Consider the following 14633-nt stretch of genomic DNA (forward strand, 5'->3'; position numbering starts at 1 on the left):
TAAGAACAAAATCATATACAGGAGGTATATAAACAGTGGAGCAACATATCAATATTACTCTACGCTTGAGAGAAAAAGATGTGGATATTCGCATTCCTAGTCGGATTGAAGTTCGACGGTTAATCCGAGAAGTGGATACGATTTTTACTCCAGGTAAACAGAGAAAAAAATATCAAATTAGAATTGTCAACAAAGGATTATTGATTGATGAAGGAAAACAACTATCTGATTATCCAATTACGACAGGAGATTTAGTAGAGATAGAGGAGATTTAGGTGACTGAGGAAAAATTTATATTTGGCGAACAGCCGTTTGTATATGAAAAAAATGAAACAACTTGGAAATTGAGCCTTAAGCGTTCAGATGTAGCGAGTCAAGATTTACGGGAACTGTTACTGTTGGATTTGCATCATCCGTTCTTTTTGGAGCAATCGATGGTCTCTGATGAGGACAGTGTAACCTTCTCCTATCAAGTCGAAGCTCATGGTTTGACTTATGAAGAAATAAAGAGTCGTACCATTTCGGAGAGAATTCGTTTGGCCCTAAACGTTTTTCGTCTAGAAGGAGCCTTGGAGTTGCCAGTGACCTTCCTTTTGCATCCAGTAAATCTATTTATTACCAAAGATGCTCAGGCTAAGATTGCTTATCGTGGAATTCCTGGTCTGATGGTTCCTCAATCAATATCCTCAGAAGATTTTCTACGTCAGGCTAAGTGTTTTACCGTAACACTATTTAGTGATTTTGACTTTATGGACCTTTACAATGGTTCCTTGGAATTAGAGACCTTGCCAGACTTTTTAAATGACCTGTGTCAGGCAGATGATATTGCAACAGCAGTTACTATTTTGGAACGGTATTATGTAGAGAAATCTGCGAAAGAACAGGCGGATTTGGTATTGGTTCCAAGCAGACGACACCGAGTGTTTAAATTGGCAACGATTTGGTTGACAGCGAGTGTTGTTTTGTTGATCGTTCCGCTTATCTATTTGATTTTCATGCAAAATCCTTTCAAAGAAAAGATGTTGCAGGCGGATACAGCTTTTATTAAAGTAGATTATAGCGCGGTTATTACAGAATTAGAGGGAATTGCTCCTGCTAGCTTGCCTAATACGCAGAAGTATGAGTTAGCCTTCTCTTATATTCAGGGATTGGAATTTTCTTCTGAACAAAAGAAGGTCATCCTGAATAATGTAACCCTCAAGTCTGATGAGCTGTATTTGACTTATTGGATTCAAGTTGGGCGAAATCGCTTTGAAGAGGCACTTGATATTGCCAAACGGATTAACGACAGTGACTTGATTCTCTATGCTTTGACTCAGGAAATCAAGCAGGTTCGGGAAGATGGTAAGTTGTCAGGGAAAGATCGTGAAAGTAAACTGAATACTTTGGATAGTGAATATAAGAAATACTGGGATAGCCGAAGTCAGCTATTAACAAGTGATTCTAGCTCTAATGCATCTACTAGTTCTAGTCCTAGTTCACAAGACAAGCCTTCTGAAAGCAAACCTTCATCTGAGAAGAAAACTAGCCCTAGCAGCTCCTCTAGTAATTAAGGTAGACCAAGGAGAGAAACTATGAAAAAACAAATCATTTTCTACAGTCAAGGTCTGCGTTATGAAGTAGAACTGAGTGCAGCTAAGACGGTCTTGGTTGGGGCTACTGAAAAGGCCCAAGTCTACCTTCCTCAACAGGAGAGTCCGATTCAGCTCAAGCTTGACGGTGACAAGATCTTTTATCAGTATGAGAACGAAGCAGGATTATTGAAAGATGGTCTACGTTTGGGTGAGGTTGTCTTTTATATCCGAGAAGGGGGTCCAAGGGTCTATGATCTTTTGGATTTATCAGAGTTTCAGATTGGTTCTCATAAAGGTGCGTTGATTACACTAGATGAAGATGTCGAACTCTTACTCCAAAAATCTCAGAATCAATGGATGCTAACTCGATTAAAAGGCGCATTTTATCGAAACAATCATCTGGAACAAATGGACCAGCAATTGATTGGTTTTGGAGATGAGTTGAGTTTAGGAGCGGTGACAATAAAGCTCTTTCCAGACGAAGTATGGGTTTTGGGACCAGCTCAAGTTGGGAGACAACTAACGCTGAGAGAACCCTCTCGATATGGTTTTTATGAAGATTATCCAGATTATCACCGCTCTCCACGAATCATTTATCGTGGAAGTGAAGATAAAATCTTGATTAACCCTCCAGGTCAAGAACCAGCTAAGCCGAGTGATGAACTGTTAAAGCTAATCGTTCCTCCTCTTACAATGGTCGGGGTAACCGTCTTGATCACCTTGGTTCAACCTCGAGGGATCTATATTCTTGCGACAGTAGGGATGTCCATAACCACAATGATTTTTTCTATCCGTGGTTTTATCAAAAATCGTAAAAAGTACAAGGCTGATAAGAAGGAACGGATCGATCTTTATCGTCTTTACCTGAAAGATAAGGTAAAGGAATTGACTCGTCTGGAACGGGAACAAAAAGAAGGGATGCACTATCATTTTCCAACTATTTTAGAGTTGACGGACTTGGTTGAGAGTTACAATCACCGGATTTACGAAAAAACTCCCTTACATTTTGACTTCTTATACTATCGTTTGGGACTCGGGAAAATACCGACTAGCTATGACTTGAAATATGGTCAACAGGAGCGCAGTGGTAAGAAGGATGCTCTGGAAGAAGAGGGTTACGCTCTCTATAGTCGTCACAAAAAAATTCCAGATATGCCGATTCCGGCAAACCTTAGCCATGGACCGGTTGGTTATATTGGACCTAGAAATCTCGTCCTAGAACAACTGCAGCTTTTGGTGATGCAGTTAGCGACTTTTCATTCTTATCATGATGTGCAGTTTATTACGATCTTGCCAGAAGAGGAAAAAGAACAATGGTCTTGGATGCGTTGGCTACCTCATGCCAAACTGCAAGAACTCAATGTTCGCGGTTTTGTCTACAATCAACGGACACGAGACCAGGTTCTCAATAGCTTGAACCAAATCTTGAAACTACGTCGTAGTCAAAAGGAAGAAGCATCCCACAAGGAGAGCACCCTCTTCCATCCTCATTACGTGGTTCTAGTAACCGATGAGAAGCTGATTTTGGACCATATTATCATGGAATTCTTTACCGAAGATCCAACGGAATTAGGCTGTTCTCTCATCTTTGTAGAGGATGTCATGAGTTCCTTGTCTGAGAATATCCAGACAGTGATCAATATCAAGGACCGAAATACGGGCCAACTGGTCATGGAAGAAGGGGTCTTGAAAGAGACGGACTTCCGCTTGGATCATTTCCCAGCAGATTATGATAAGGAGCGAATCGCCCGTACCTTGGCACCGCTCAATCACCTCCAAAACCTTAAGAGTTCGATTCCAGATTCCGTGACCTTTATGGAAATGTATGGTGCGGAGACCTTTGAGGACTTGCAGGTATCGAGCCGTTGGAAAAAGAACGCACCCTACAAGAGTTTGGCTGTGCCGATTGGTCTGCGTGGTCAGGATGACCTGGTTCAGCTCAATCTACATGAAAAAGCTCATGGACCTCATGGTTTGATCGCAGGGACGACTGGATCAGGGAAGTCAGAAACGATCCAATCCTACATCCTATCCCTCGCTGTCAACTTCCACCCACATGATGTGGCTTTCTTGCTGATTGACTACAAGGGTGGTGGGATGGCCAATCTCTTTAAAAACCTCCCCCACCTCTTGGGAACCATTACCAACTTGGATGGTGTCCAATCCATGCGGGCTTTGGCTTCGATCAATGCGGAGATCCATCGTCGTGAACGACTCTTTGGAGAGTTCGAAGTCAACCATATCAACCAATACCAGAAGAAATTTAAAAACGGAGAAGCGACAGAACCTCTCCCTCATCTCTTCATCATCTCAGATGAGTTTGCAGAGCTCAAGGTTAACCAGCCCGACTTTATCAAGAAGTTGGTATCTATTGCGCGTGTCGGGCGTTCCCTCGGTGTTCACTTGATCCTAGCTACTCAAAAGCCATCAGGTGTGGTAGATGACCAGATCTGGTCCAACTCTCGCTTTAAGATTGCCCTTAAGGTAGCAGATCGTTCGGACTCCAATGAAATGCTTCATACACCGGATGCGGCTGAGATCACTCAGACGGGACGCGCCTATCTGCAAGTCGGAAATAATGAAGTCTATGAGCTCTTCCAGTCAGCCTGGTCAGGCGCAGATTACCAGCCAGAAAAGGATGATATGGGAATTGAAGACCATACCATCTACCTGATCAATGAATTGGGGCAATATGAAATCCTAAACGAAGACTTATCGGGCTTAGAGGATGCGGACGAAATCAAGGAAGTTCCGACAGAGTTAGATGCTATTGTGCACAATATCCATCTCCTATGTGAAGAACAAGAAATTCCTCCAGTACCACAGCCATGGTTGCCACCACTTAAGGAGCGCATTGCGCTGGAGGAGCTGGAAGAAGTGCAACCAGCAATAGCCTGGGCACAAGAGAAATCACTCTCAATTCTACTTGGAATGGCAGATATCCCGCAGGCTCAGAAGCAGGAAGCCGTCTCTATCAATCTCGCCAAGGACGGACATGTCCTTCTCTATGGAAGTCCGGGTACCGGAAAGACAACCTTCCTTCAGTCTGTAGGTATGGACTTGGCTCGTAAGTTCAGTCCTAAGGACCTTACTATGTACTTGATGGACTTTGGGACCAATGGTTTGGCTCCATTGTCTAAGCTTCCTCAGGTAGCGGATACCATGCTTCTGGACCAGACGGAGAAGATCTCTAAGTTTGTGCGAATCATGGAGAAAGAACTCAACCGCCGTAAGAAACTCCTTGCGGACTATGGAGTTGGGACCTTGGAACTCTATCGTCAGGCTAGTGGTCAGGAAGAACCGGCTATTGTCATCCTCTTAGATAGCTATGAAGCTTTCAAGGAAGAAGCCTATGAGGCAGAACTCTTCAAGCTCTTGGTGCGCATCTCTCGTGAAGGTCTCAGCATTGGGGTACATCTCTTGATGACAGCGGGTCGCCAGTCCAACCTTCGTGCTCAACTCTACTCGAACTTCAAGCACCAGTTGAGCCTACCACAAAATGAAGCTAGTGAAGTGCGGACGATTGTGGGCTCTACACCTCTTGCCATGACCATGGAAGACATCAAGGGACGGGCTCTCATGAAGCGTGAAGAGGTGGATGTCATCCAGCTGGCACTCCCAGTCTCTGGAGACAACGAAAACCAAGTCCTCAATAACCTTCGTCAGAAAGTGGCTTCCCTCCAAGAAGCCTGGACAGGACAGCGCCCAAGTGCCATCCCGATGGTGCCGGAGGAGTTGATGATGGAAGAATTTTTGAAATTGCCTAGTGTACAAGAAGCTATTGAGAATGGTCAGATTCCTATCGGTTTGGAGCTAGAAATGGTTGGAAGTGTCAATATCTCTCTTAGCAAATTTAAACACATGGCTTATGTATCAAATGCAGAAGATGCTTTTGATAATATAACTCATCATTTATTAAGAACTATTCTTAAAATGCCTAACGTTCATATGATGTTGATTGATGCTTTCCAAGAATATGAGTCATATAGTAATCAGGTGAAAACCTATGTTGGAAGTAAAAAGGAAGTATCGGACATAGGAAATCAGCTAATCTACGAAATAGAGCGACGTCTTGAAAAAGGAATCTCATCTGAGTGGATTGTTTTTATACCAAATATGAGAGCACTTGTATCCGAAAGCGATTTAAATGTTCAACAGCTTCAGTTTATGTTTGAGAAGGGGTATCGAGTAGGGATGAGGTTTATTATTGGTACAGATTATACTTATATTGGAACAAGCGTTGACCCAATTCCAAGATACCTCAAAACAAATGTCCAATGGGTCATCTTTGGTATGCGCCTAATGGATCAAACCTTCTTAGATAAAGGAATATATAGCAGAGATGTGGCTCCAGATCCCGATCAGGTTTATTTACATTCTCGGAAAGAAATCATCAAACTCAAAATTAGTAAGAATAAGTAACAATATTATTTGATACTTAAGATTCAACCCTGTCTCTTGACGATTTGATAGTAGAAAGGATAATTGAAAAGGTTATTGAACATGGGACAAGTAAAAAGTGAAAAAGGCACGGCAAGTACTATTGCAACTGGAATTGTATCAGCAAGCAATAGCATTACAACTGCCGGTACAGTTACTAGAGATAAGACAAGCTATTATACCGCTAATACGGTAGGAAGAAAATTGATCATAAATGAGGCATCTATTGCTCAAAATATTCAATCGAAAATAAGTGAATTCGTAAAATTAATTCATGGTGTCGCAAATGAATTCGAAGTAGTAGATGAGAATATAAGTACAATGTGGCAGAATAATTTACCGTCGATTCAAAATAAGGGGACAACTGGTCTATCTTCGCCATACACAAATCCGTCATTTGTTCCTCAAAATAATTTGTTTAAGGAGTGAGGATGGAAAAAACTAGAAAATTAGAAGATATTCAATGTGGTGTTCAACAGATTCAAACGAAATTATCAAAGCTAAAAGAAGAAAGAAATCAGTTTCTTTCCGTTGCGACGGAGATCTTAGATCTTTGTCAAACGAACTTCATTCCATATAGAGAATTAGGCTATTATCCGTTATCAGTTAAAGATGAGATGGATCGTCTTGAAGATATAGAGATGTTAAAAAGGAATGAACAGCTACTTGATGATTTTATCTCTGAGAGGAAAGAAGAATTAAAAAAAGCAATGAGCAAGCTAGAGGGTGAAAAAGAGGAACTTCTTTTTCAACAACGCCGTCTTGAATTACAAAATGAGGAGAAGGAGGAGAAGAATGGGGATTAAAGTAGATATAGGCTCAGCAGATTCGCAGGGCAGTACAGCAAATAGTGTATTAAGCAGCCGTGTGAATTATTATAACGATGTCATTAGTGCCTTTAATAATTTGATTACAGAGGAGGAGTTGAAAGGGGAAGCCTATGATAGCGCTAAGTCCTATGCGGAAAATATAATGGTTCCCCTACTTAGAGGAGTTATCCTCTTTTCAGAGAGTCTAGGAGGAAAAGCCGGTGAACTACCGACTCTTTACCATTCACAAGTCGGTGGAGAAAGTCTAGATGAGGAGATACTTCAACAGCAAATTGAAGCGAAGAATACAACCATTTCGACTTATGAATCTATTTTATATAGTTTATATAATCTAAAGGACGTCAATCCTATATATATAAGTAATGTTCGAGGAGTTATCTCAAATGCGACGAGTAAGCGAGATGAGTTACAAAGGAAATTAGAAAAATTGCAGTCGTTTGCGAGCTCGACTAGTGGTCAGTTTTCGGATTCAGAAAACTTACAGAGCTTAGTTTTCCAAGGTTTCGAACAAGTCACGAGTGACTTTGGAAAGTTTGAGGGGACATTTAAAGTAGAGGGACAAGCTCCTTGGGCTAATACTATTAATAGTGAGTGGACGAAACGTTCTGAGGTAGTTCAAAATTATCAAAATGTTTTAGATAAAATTAAAAATAAAACCGAATTAGATGAGAAGGATATCGCAGCGATTGCAGAGTATGGGAAACGTTATCCAACAGAATTGGCAAAGCCAGAACTATTACGATTAATTAACGACTCTCCATATAGCAAAGTTAGCGAAACACATAATAAAGCTACAACTGTTTTAGATGCTGCTAATGTTTTGTATTTGGGATCTCGAATTACAAAAGATAATAAAGGAAATTTAATATTTCATCATGGTACAACACCTATTGGGCAAAAGCTAGATAAATTATTAGGCTATGATAAATTTTACAGTCGAAATAGTATAAACCGAAAATACAATTACAGTAAAATTACTACAAATAAGGGAACAAATATTCGGGGTCAGTACGAGGATATGATGTCACTTTTCCGTCCTAGTATCATAAAGGCTGGAAAAGACGGTGCCCTTTCCTCAGCAACAGCTGGTTTGTCAAACATATTTTCAATACATCCTTCTGAAGGGATTAAGATATCAGATAGCTTTAAAAATATGGGCAAATTGGGTAAAGGCATGGCGGCTGCAAATGTGGTATTTTCTGTTGCGGATATTGTAGACGGAATGGGAGAAACACATGATATTGCTGTTAGCAAAAATATGACAGTTGGAAGTGGAAAGTATATAACTACTCAATTTGGAGGTGTTACGATTGATACTCTGAAGAATGTAGGAATAAGCGCTACATCTAGTATCGGAGGTGTTATAATGGCTACAGGGATAGCCGCAGCAGTGGCTGCAGCGACTCCCTTTACATTATCAGCTGCTGTAGTAGCTGGTAGTGCACTTCTTATAGGCGGTGGTATTAGTTGGGGATTAAATGAACTTGATAAACACACTGGATTTTCTAAAGGTCTGAAAAAATGGTGGGCAGGAATTGTAGGAGGATAAGATGAAGGAAAAATATTATGAATTTTTGAATATACTGATGACTGGTTATAGACCAGTAAGAAATTTAAATTTCTATCTTGCATTTTTATTCGAAATTCTATTTACTTCAGTAGTACTGATTGTTTCTATATTTACTAAGAATCAAATGCATAATCTTAGTATATTTTTGATTCATGTTACTATTGTCCATATGGTAATAGTACTGCTTGCATTTTTATTGTTTCAAAAATTTTCCGCTTCAAAATTATTACAATCAGTTCCGACGACTTCGTTTCTTTTTCTTCATTTCGAGTTTCTTTTTTTGAGCTCTATATTCTTTGGGGAACAGTATTTATCGATATTCTTTCTTTGCATTGGATTGAGCTTTGCTTTTCAAGTGATAAACTTTTTTTATCAAATATCAATTGTTCCAAAAGTAAAACAAATGCCAGATACTGAGCATAAGAAGAATTTGTTACACTTACCAGCCCTTATTGTAATATTAACGTCAGCAGCAATTGTAGTCATAGCACGATTGTTTATGTTGTCTGGAATATATATCATCATCGGTTTAGTAGGGCTGAGTATTTCATGGAACTCGTTCTTTATTCTCGGATATACTCAAGTATTCACCGGTTGGAGAAAGAAAAGCACGAATAACTTTATTTACAAAGGAGAAATAAAATAAAATTAATGAGAATGGCTAGTAGTAGCATAGATCATGCTAGGAGGATAAGATGAAAGAAAAATATTATGAATTTTTAAATATGGCAGTTGTGGATTCTAGTCCTATAAAAAACTCTGACTTTTTAAGGGCTTTTACAATTGAAGTAGTATTTGCTTTATTGATATTTATAGCGTCTATTTTTATAAAAGGTGAGGTGCACGATGTGAGTATGAATATCTTTCACATTGCCATTTATCATCTATTGGTTTTGTTGGTCATGTTTTTGATATTCCAAAAATTTTCCAAATCAAAATTATTGCAATTGATTCCAGCTAGTTCCGTGCTCATTTCTCATGTTGAATTACTTTTTGGGAGTTCTTTATTTTTAGGGAAGAACTACTGGTCTATCTTTATTATGCTAATTAGTTTGAGCTTTATTTTTCAGATACTAACCCTTGTTTACCAGTTGTTAATTGTTCCTAAGGCTAAGACCTTACCATCTGGAGAATTCAGGAAGACAATGTTACATATTCCTTCTGTTATTCTTTGTTTATTAGCAGCAATTTTAGCAATTATAGCCCGTTTATTTATGTTGCCAGTGGAATATATTGCTACTAGTATTGTAGGATTAGGTATTTCATGCCTTCCGTTATATTGGCTTGAGTACGCACGAGTATTCACCGGTTGGAAAAAGAAAAGCACGAAAAACTTTATTTATAGAGGAGAAATAAAATGAAATTAATTAGAATAGATATCAGCAATATTGCTTATACAGAGAAAAAAGTTCCTATGGAATCTTTTCTAGATTTGATTGAAAGTTGTGAAAAATTATTATTTGAAACAGGGGTCTATAAAAATGGTCCGACCACGATTGAAACTTGTTTGAGCACTTTTGGAAAGCCAGGAGAAGCCTCGTTTAAGGTCTATATTCCGACAAATATTCCAATTGAAGGAAATGATGAATTTCAATATCTAGAACATTTTACAATTAAGCAGTGTGTCTCTGATGTAACTCCATTTGATGAACATTTCCTTCCAAAAATTGAAGAAATGAAGCAGTATATTCATGATGAGGGATTAGAAATGCTGGGAGATACAGTTTTTCTGTCTATTTTCCCAATATTTGGACAGCACTTTGTTGAAATGAATATCCCAATTAAGGAGATTACAGATGCTATTTAAAAACGTGGGAGAATACCAAGATATACAGTATAGAAATGTTATCTCAAGGTATTATACAGTATCGCAAGAAGAGATGCCGGACACTTATAACGCTTTTTTAGAAGAAGTAAGAAAAGCAGGATATACGCTTCGAGGACCTTTCTTTTATACGATTAATTCCAAGTTAGAAGAAAATCAAGATGTGTTGATGGAACTGTTTATCCCAGTAGAAGAAGAGTATATTGAAGATGCTTTGCCAGAAGACTTTTTGTATCACAGTCTGTTTCAAGTTTTAAATACTGTTTCAACTAGAATTTTAGAACCAGATGATGAGTCAGTGAAAGAGGGGATAAGCTTCTTAGCTGGTTATATCTATTATCAGGGACATTGTGAGTTGACCCCTCCCTTCTTTTTCACCACAATCTCTGATGGGAAAGTCTATACAGATATAAAAGTAGGTGTGTTAAAAGAGACTTTTTCAGGTATTCAGTCTATTGAAGAAATATTTGGATGGTAAATGTGGAATTAAAATTTAGTCACTGCATGTATTGAGTGGGTTGGGAAATGTATCAGATGAACAGATTTGTCAAAAAGTATATCGTTCATGTTAGGAGCTTATAGAGGATATGCTGGAAATGTTTTATAGATATCCCAGTTTATTTTAAGAATTATCCTTTCTCTGTAACGGATGCAGCTAAGGATGTCTTCATAAAATATATATGAAATTGGTCAAGGCTTGCAAACGACAGGAGTGGAGTTGATGGTAAAGAAAAATAGAAAAAATAAAGCAAAGATTACTGATATAGAAAGAGAAAGATACCACGGGCCTTTGATTACACAGGGTGTCAGTTTAGGTTATATTAAATTATATCCATGGATTGCTTTAGCATTAACTGGTTTTCTGTATGTGGGTGGAACTTATGAAGACAATCTAGGCATCTTTAAAGGACTTTCTTTGTTTTGCGGTGTTGTGAATATATTAGGTATTATCATTTCCTTTATTCCCTATTTGGTAAACGCATGGAAGACTTTAACATATTATTTGATAGCCCTTACAGTGTTAAGCTTAGTGATAGTTACAAATTTTATTTGTTTACTAATAGTTATTTCAGACGGTAGTTCTATAGGAGCTAGGGAGATATATCAATCCCCTCTCACTCCATTTTATGTAATATTGATGATGTTCCTTTTTATCTTTGCTTGTGGCCTCTATGCTTGGTACTATATCCCAAAGAATCAGGGGAAAGTCTGGGCTTTTAATCAAGTAAAAGAGGAAGATAGAAAGAAAACATGGTGGAATAATGTTGCTATAGCTTTTGCTGGGGCAACAATCATTCCCGCCCTCCTAACGGGTTATATTCAGAATGCCTTTGGTATTTTATTGGGAATTTTGTTGACCTTGACTTTGCCGGCTGTCATGGTAGATGCAGTTTATGCAGCTATTTATGTAAAAAAGCACCCTAATAGCGATGGATTAGTTTAGAAATGAAACCGTTTGTAAATATCTAAGAAAGGTGCACTTAATTTGCCATTCAAGGGAGATGAAAATTTCTTGACTTCTATACTATAATTGTAATCGCCGATTTAGCTCAGTTGCTAGAGCAAGAGAATCGTAAAGTCTAGGTTACAGGTGAACATATGACTGAAGATTTGCAAAATTAGATATGTAGGAAATAACCGTTAAGACTAGTTCTTATCGGTTATTTATGTTCTTACACAACATTGTTATTGTATCAATTATGTCTATTTTTGTGATGTTGCTAGTGCTTCAACTTGATTGCTACTATTTTTGATGGTGTGAATGTGCTTATAATGTATCTCAGTTAAGTACGAAATTTTTATATCTTTTTTAACACATATTAAAAGTAAAATTAATATCCCTTAATTTTTCTTGACTTAAATTTTTTTAATTGATATACTATTTTTCAGAGAGCTAACAATTATATATAAATGTACTACTCTATTTCCTAGATAATACTTAGTAAAACTTTTTATAACAAAGGCTAGCAAAGTTAAAGTTTTCTATCTATTGGAAGTTAAATAAATATGTAAGGAATTAAAATGAAAAAAAGTACAGTATTGTCATTAACCACAGCTGCAGTTATTTTAGCAGCATATGTCCCTAATGAGGTAGTCTTAGCAGATACATCTAGTTCTGAAGATGCTTTAAGTATCTCTGATAAAGAAAAAGTAGTAGATAAACAAAAAGAAAACAAAGAAAAACATGAAGATATTCATAATGCTATAGAAACTTCAAAGGATACTGAAGAGAAGAAAACAACAGTTATTGAGGAAAAAGAAGTTGTTAGTAAAGAATCTGTGATAGACAATAAAACTAACAATGAAAAAGCAACAATCAAAAAAGAAGATTCCAATCAATACAAAGGAGATAATGCAAACTCGTCTGCAAGTAAAGACACGGAAAATCCCAAAAAAGAAGATAGAGTTGTCTATATTGCTGAATTTAAAGATAAAGAATCTGGAGAAAAAGCAATCAAGGAATTATCAAATCTTAAGAATACAAAAGTTTTATATACTTATGATAGGATTTTTAACGGTAGCGCTATTGAAACAACCAAAGATACTCTGGACAAAATTAAACTAATAGAAGGTATTTCATCGGTTGAAAGGTCACAAAAAGTCCAACCTATGATGAATCATGCTAGAAAAGAAATTGGAGTTGAAGAGGCAATCGATTACCTAAAATCTATCAATGCACCATTTGGGAAAAACTTTGATGGTAGAGGTATGGTCATTTCAAACATCGATACTGGGACTGATTATAGACATAAAGCTATGAGAATAGATGATGATGCCAAAGGCTCAATGAGATTTAAAAAAGAAGACTTAAAAGGTACTGATAAAAATTTCTGGTTGAGTGATAAAATTCCTCATGCTTTCAATTATTATAATGGTGGTAAAATTACTGTAGAAAAAGCTGATGATGGAAGTGATTATTTTGATCCACATGGGATGCATATTGCTGGGATTCTTGCGGGAAATGATACTGAAAAAGATATCAAAAACTTTAACGGAATAGATGGAATTGCGCCTAATGCACAAATTTTCTCTTATAAAATGTACTCTGACGCAGGATCTGGCTTCGCAGGGGATGAAACAATGTTTCATGCTATTGAAGATTCAATCAAACACAATGTTGATGTTGTTTCGGTATCATCTGGCTTTACAGGAACGGGCCTTGTAGGTGAGAAATATTGGCAAGCTATTAGAGCGTTAAGAAAAGCAGGCATTCCAATGGTCGTAGCTACAGGTAACTATGCAACTTCTGCTTCAAGTTCTTCATGGGATTTAGTGGCAAATAATAATCTGAAAATGACCGACACTGGAAATGTAACACGAACTGCAGCACATGAAGATGCGATAGCAGTTGCTTCTGCTAAAAATCAAACAGTTGAGTTTGATAAAGTTAAGATTGGAGGAGAAAGTTTTAAATACAGAAATATAGGGGCCTTTTTCGATAAGAATAAAATCATAACAAACGAAGATGGTTCAAAAGCTCCTAGTAAATTGAAATTTGTATATATAGGCAAAGGTCAAGACCAAGATTTGATAGGTTTGGATCTTAAGGGCAAAATTGCAGTAATGGATAGAATTTATACAAAGGATTTAAAAAATGCTTTTAAACGAGCAACGGATAAGGGCGCACGTGCCATTATGGTTGTAAATACTGTAAATTACTACAATAGAGATAATTGGACAGAGCTCCCAGCTATGGGATATGAGGAGGATGAAGGAACTACTAGTCAAGTTTTCTCAATTTCAGGAGATGATGGTGTAAAGCTATGGAATATGATTAACCCTGATAAAAAAACTAAAGTCAAAAGAAATAATAAAGAAGATTTTAAAGATAAATTGGAGCAATACTATCCAATTGATATGGCAAGCTATAATTCTAATAAACCGAATGTAGGTGATGAAAAAGAAATTGACTTTAAGTTTGCACCTGACACCGACAAAGAACTGTATAAAGAAGATATTATAGTCCCAGCAGGGTCTACATCTTGGGGGCCAAGAACAGATTTACTTTTAAAACCGGATGTTTCAGCACCTGGTAAAAATATTAAATCCACTCTCAATGTCATTAATGGTAAATCAACTTATGGTTATATGTCAGGGACTAGTATGGCAACTCCAATCGTGGCAGCTTCTACTGTTTTGATTAGACCAAAGTTAAAGGAAATGCTTGAAAGACCTGTATTGAAAAATCTTAAGGGAGATGACAAAATAGATCTTACAAGTCTTACAAAAATAGCCCTACAAAATACTGCACGTCCTATGATGGATGCAACGTCTTCTCTAGAGGAAGGAAAAGAGGTGAAGGCTGATGAAGCAACTAATTAGTCTAAAAAATATCTGCAGAAGCTACCGTAACGGTGACCAAGAACTGCAGGTTCTCAAAAATATCAACCTAG

General features: G+C 37.6%; 12 protein-coding genes and 1 pseudogene. All 13 read left to right on the forward strand.

From position 1 onward, the window contains the following. Positions 1 to 35 precede the first annotated feature (35 nt). Entirely contained in the window at positions 36 to 275 is a 240-nt protein-coding gene (locus tag LG372_RS06020; protein WP_042750373.1) for an EsaB/YukD family protein, read from the forward strand. Next, a complete protein-coding gene (gene essB / locus LG372_RS06025) occupies positions 276 to 1553 on the forward strand; it encodes a type VII secretion protein EssB (RefSeq protein ID WP_020902057.1) in 1278 nt (425 codons plus the stop codon). Between the two features lie 21 nt (positions 1554 to 1574). Beyond that, positions 1575 to 5996 (forward strand): type VII secretion protein EssC, encoded by a 4422-nt coding sequence (essC, locus tag LG372_RS06030; RefSeq protein WP_225742353.1) that lies wholly within the window; start codon positions 1575 to 1577, stop codon positions 5994 to 5996. A gap of 81 nt (positions 5997 to 6077) precedes the next feature. Further along, the gene (locus LG372_RS06035; protein WP_225742354.1) at positions 6078 to 6443 is read left to right on the forward strand and encodes a TIGR04197 family type VII secretion effector; all 366 of its coding nucleotides are present in this window, start codon (positions 6078 to 6080) and stop codon (positions 6441 to 6443) included. Positions 6444 to 6445: 2 nt separating this feature from the next. Continuing rightward, positions 6446 to 6820: a hypothetical protein gene (locus LG372_RS06040; RefSeq protein ID WP_042750365.1), complete on the forward strand. Its 375-nt coding sequence runs from the start codon at positions 6446 to 6448 to the stop codon at positions 6818 to 6820. Further along, a complete protein-coding gene (locus tag LG372_RS06045) occupies positions 6810 to 8393 on the forward strand; it encodes a T7SS effector LXG polymorphic toxin (protein WP_225742355.1) in 1584 nt (527 codons plus the stop codon). The genes LG372_RS06040 and LG372_RS06045 overlap by 11 nt, the downstream gene beginning before the upstream one ends. A 1-nt stretch (position 8394) precedes the next feature. Then, the gene (locus LG372_RS06050; RefSeq protein ID WP_125452554.1) at positions 8395 to 9060 is read left to right on the forward strand and encodes a lantibiotic ABC transporter permease; all 666 of its coding nucleotides are present in this window, start codon (positions 8395 to 8397) and stop codon (positions 9058 to 9060) included. A gap of 49 nt (positions 9061 to 9109) precedes the next feature. Continuing rightward, the gene (locus tag LG372_RS06055) at positions 9110 to 9775 is read left to right on the forward strand and encodes a lantibiotic ABC transporter permease (RefSeq protein WP_225742356.1); all 666 of its coding nucleotides are present in this window, start codon (positions 9110 to 9112) and stop codon (positions 9773 to 9775) included. Then, positions 9772 to 10221, forward strand: a complete 450-nt coding sequence (locus tag LG372_RS06060) for a hypothetical protein (protein WP_125452556.1) — start codon at positions 9772 to 9774, stop codon at positions 10219 to 10221. Before LG372_RS06055 ends, LG372_RS06060 begins: the two co-directional genes overlap by 4 nt. After that, positions 10211 to 10717 carry a DUF5085 family protein gene (locus LG372_RS06065; RefSeq protein WP_064276371.1) on the forward strand — a complete coding sequence of 169 codons (507 nt, stop codon included), beginning with the start codon at positions 10211 to 10213 and terminating at the stop codon, positions 10715 to 10717. Before LG372_RS06060 ends, LG372_RS06065 begins: the two co-directional genes overlap by 11 nt. A gap of 243 nt (positions 10718 to 10960) precedes the next feature. Further along, positions 10961 to 11683, forward strand: a complete 723-nt coding sequence (locus LG372_RS06070) for a hypothetical protein (RefSeq protein WP_042750352.1) — start codon at positions 10961 to 10963, stop codon at positions 11681 to 11683. A 578-nt stretch (positions 11684 to 12261) separates the two neighbouring features. Then, positions 12262 to 14562, forward strand: coding sequence for a S8 family serine peptidase (locus LG372_RS06075; protein WP_413252015.1), 2301 nt, complete (start codon positions 12262 to 12264; stop codon positions 14560 to 14562). Beyond that, a pseudogene (locus LG372_RS06080) lies at positions 14546 to 14633 on the forward strand (macrolide ABC transporter ATP-binding protein); the annotation flags it as partial. The gene LG372_RS06075 and the pseudogene LG372_RS06080, both read left to right, overlap by 17 nt.

The sequence above is a fragment of the Streptococcus sp. Marseille-Q5112 genome (genome assembly GCF_916700555.1).
In the GTDB taxonomy this organism is placed as follows: Bacteria; Bacillota; Bacilli; order Lactobacillales; family Streptococcaceae; genus Streptococcus; species Streptococcus symci.

Bases quoted from the DNA above. Each gene is read 5' to 3' on its own strand.
- essC (WP_225742353.1), top strand. From the start codon at position 1,575: ATGAAAAAACAAATCATTTTCTACAGTCAAGGTCTGCGTTATGAAGTA.
- LG372_RS06035 (WP_225742354.1), top strand. From the start codon at position 6,078: ATGGGACAAGTAAAAAGTGAAAAAGGCACGGCAAGTACTATTGCAACT.
- LG372_RS06040 (WP_042750365.1), top strand. From the start codon at position 6,446: ATGGAAAAAACTAGAAAATTAGAAGATATTCAATGTGGTGTTCAACAG.
- LG372_RS06045 (WP_225742355.1), top strand. From the start codon at position 6,810: ATGGGGATTAAAGTAGATATAGGCTCAGCAGATTCGCAGGGCAGTACA.
- LG372_RS06050 (WP_125452554.1), top strand. From the start codon at position 8,395: ATGAAGGAAAAATATTATGAATTTTTGAATATACTGATGACTGGTTAT.
- LG372_RS06055 (WP_225742356.1), top strand. From the start codon at position 9,110: ATGAAAGAAAAATATTATGAATTTTTAAATATGGCAGTTGTGGATTCT.
- LG372_RS06060 (WP_125452556.1), top strand. From the start codon at position 9,772: ATGAAATTAATTAGAATAGATATCAGCAATATTGCTTATACAGAGAAA.
- LG372_RS06065 (WP_064276371.1), top strand. From the start codon at position 10,211: ATGCTATTTAAAAACGTGGGAGAATACCAAGATATACAGTATAGAAAT.
- LG372_RS06070 (WP_042750352.1), top strand. From the start codon at position 10,961: ATGGTAAAGAAAAATAGAAAAAATAAAGCAAAGATTACTGATATAGAA.
- LG372_RS06075 (WP_413252015.1), top strand. From the start codon at position 12,262: ATGAAAAAAAGTACAGTATTGTCATTAACCACAGCTGCAGTTATTTTA.